At 36.0% G+C, this 3107-nt stretch carries 3 protein-coding genes; all 3 read right to left on the reverse strand.

What is annotated here, in order from left to right; all coding sequences use genetic code 11:
* On the reverse strand, positions 1-1612 hold a 1612-nt coding region (locus FJ213_13180), incomplete at its 3' end, for a T9SS type A sorting domain-containing protein (GenBank protein MBM4177104.1).
* Positions 1613-1635: 23 nt separating this feature from the next.
* Positions 1636-2859, reverse strand: coding sequence for a T9SS type A sorting domain-containing protein (locus FJ213_13185; protein MBM4177105.1), 1224 nt, complete (start codon positions 2857-2859; stop codon positions 1636-1638).
* A gap of 30 nt (positions 2860-2889) precedes the next feature.
* Positions 2890-3107 (reverse strand): T9SS type A sorting domain-containing protein (locus tag FJ213_13190; GenBank protein ID MBM4177106.1); only part of this gene is annotated, 218 nt, incomplete at its 5' end.

Raw genomic sequence — 3107 nt, forward strand, 5'->3', positions numbered from 1 at the left:
ATTTCAGCAGAATCATCTTCTTTGTTTCAACAAAATTATTTACCTGGAGCTGATAATAATACACACCACTTACAAGTTCCAAATTATCATTTCCGAATTTTACATCATATTCTCCGGGTTGCATCATTTCATCAACAAGAGTTTCTATTTCTCTACCAAACACATCAAAAACTTTCAACGTGACATACTCATTACTCAATACTGAATACTTAATTCTTGTAACCAAATTAAACGGATTCGGAAAGTTTTGATAAAGTGAATATCCTTTTAGACTAGATTCTTCGTTTTCAACTGAAGTTAAAACGCCATTAAGTTGCGGTTGTACATTATTGTAATAAGTTCTATCAGCCAACTCACATGCTGAAGCAGAAATAAGAACCCAATTTTGAAATCCGTTTGCACCGGAAGGCTCAACTGCATTTCTTATCGAATTATGATCATATTGAGTTAATGCTGGATTATCTTTTGCACTAGGTGCAGGTCTTCCTAAAATGTATTCGACGTAAGAACGATCAGGATTTAACCGCACAAGTCTGGTTCCAGCACTTCTAAATTTTTCATATTGAATCAAAACATGCGGATGATCAGGAGCAGACTGAACATGATCAGTGTCTGATGCAACAACAAGAAACATAATACTCGGAATCTTTTGTTTTGCACTGTCAATCCAAAACTCGCCATTCCTCCATTTCCAGAATTCGGTTGTTTTATTAAGATCAGGCATATGCATTGGCGGGCTCAGAGGGATCAGATTCCTTCTTGTGGCTTCGCGCATCATTCTGTGGGAGTAAAAAACTTTTGGCTCGATAAAGCTTTGATACATTATCGGCGTAGCAAAGAAATCAATACCAACATCAGCTCGATTGTTTTTGTTTATATCGAAGAATAATCCGCCCCTCATCGTTGCAGTTGGCGGCCTGGAAACAATAATTGTATCATTATACGCAATTGTTGAGGTGTCAAATATTCCTGTTGATGAATTGTAAGCAGGATTTAAAATCGGATTTGTATAAATTGCCTGAAAACCGTAGGATCCGCATTCAGCGCCGGGCATTCCATCTCCAACCGGAGATTCCCAATTTACAATCCATGCGAGAGAATTTATTTCTTTGCCAAATATTCCTGCAACTGCAGTTGTAGCATTCCCTCCATTTGACCATCCGGCTATTCCTACATTACTTTTCAATGGGACAGTTGGATCTACAAGTTGATCAATATTTTTCCCATTGAGGTCTAATTTAGATCCAAGTGCAAATTTTATTATATCACGAAGCGCTTTGATACAATATTCCCCGCGAGTATCGTATGTACCACCACTTTGTGACGAGCCTGAACCGCTTCCAGGAAAATTAAAATTAATCTCAATAAAACCTCGGGGAACTAAATTTCCTTTTCCTGTACCAAGCCCTGCACCGTTGAATCCACCCGGAACATGAATTACTATCGGTGCGCCATTTGTGTATCTCGTTGTTGTAGGAATTTCTATTCTAAGAAATAATCCTGTTGTTCCGCCAACATCAGAGGGAATTCTCGTTTCAACAGATCTTTGTGCTAATGTTTGAGTTGCTATCGAAGTAATAAATATAAACGCAAGGAAAAAAATTTTTTTCATTTTTCCACTCTTTGTTTTATTAATTATTTAAGACAGATCATTCCTTTAATTTGTTTGCTCTCATTGTATTTCATAATTACGTAATAAATTCCGCTTGGAATATTATTAGCATTCCATTGGAGTTTTTGATATCCAACATTCTCGAGTGTTTTATCGATAAGTATCGCGACTTTTTCTCCAAGCAAGTTAAAGATAGAAATATTCACTCTTCCAGGTCGTGTAATATTAAAACCTATATTTACCTGACTGTTAAACGGGTTCGGATAACTCTGATAAAGTTCAAATTCTTTAGGATTATGTTCTTCGGCTAAATCAACTTTTGTAGGACTATTAGGATCGTAAATGTATGGTTTTGAATTATAAATAGTTTTCCAGTCATTGATGAGCGTAGTGAAATCAGTAATATTAATTTTATTAGCATCTCTCATAGCAACCAAAGGCTTAATCACTGTATTTTCAATAATTGTAATTCCGTTTATTGCGGTTAAAACGTTCGGCTTAATGTGATACGATGAAGTCAGCATTTTATTATTTGAAACTTTTCCGCTATCGTATAATGCAATCAGTTCACTAATGCTTGCGATATCACTTTTATATTGTCCTATACAATAAATATTACCCAAGGTATCATCTTTAAAATAATTGTAACGATCTTTTGGTCTCCACACACCACTAATTTGTGGATCATTGGTGTGATTTGGTGTTCCGCTTCCCATTAAAATATTTCCACGCCAAATCGCCCATGGATATTTTGTTCCTCTTACGGGAACTCGGTACCTATCCCAATTTTGAAATTGTGGAAGGCTTGGATCCCAAACATGTCCGCCGATTACTGTGCTTCCGCCAACGCCGAGAGAATCGAGGAGCCATGCAACATCAGTATAATTGTAACCAAGCTTTTCGTGAGAGTGAGGATCGATTATCACACCTTTATCTTCTTTTAAGTATCGCAGAATATTTTTTCCGTTTGTCGTTGCAATTACAGAAGAATCTTCATAAATAAAAGCTGCAAGAAGAATTTTCCAATCCGGCTGGTAAGACCACCTTACTGAATAAGATGAAGCGAGATTAGCCATATCAATTAACTTACTTCTAACCGATAAGTAACTGATTCTCGCTTCAGTTGTTCCCAGTACGCCGATAGGTAAGTTATCCTCTATGTGAGTGAAAAGAACAACATAGACTTTTGCCGGTTGCGCATTAGCCATTATTGTTATTAAAGAAAAGAGAACTAACAGTTTTTTCATTTGAATCACCTCCGAAAAAATTGTGCGGCTTTATTTCAGGACTATCATTTTTTTTGCGTCTCTAAAATTGTCAGAACTTAATTCGTAAAAGTAAATTCCTGAAGAAATATTAAATGCAGTGAATTCTATTTTATTATAACCTGCAGAAAACTCGCGGTTGGCAAGCTCTGCAATATTTTCTCCGAGCAAGTTAAATATTTTTAAAGATATTCTTGATTTATTAAAAATTTCAAATCCGATAATTGTCG

The sequence above is a fragment of the Ignavibacteria bacterium genome (assembly GCA_016873845.1).
Classification (GTDB): Bacteria; Bacteroidota; Ignavibacteria; order Ch128b; family Ch128b; genus JAHJVF01.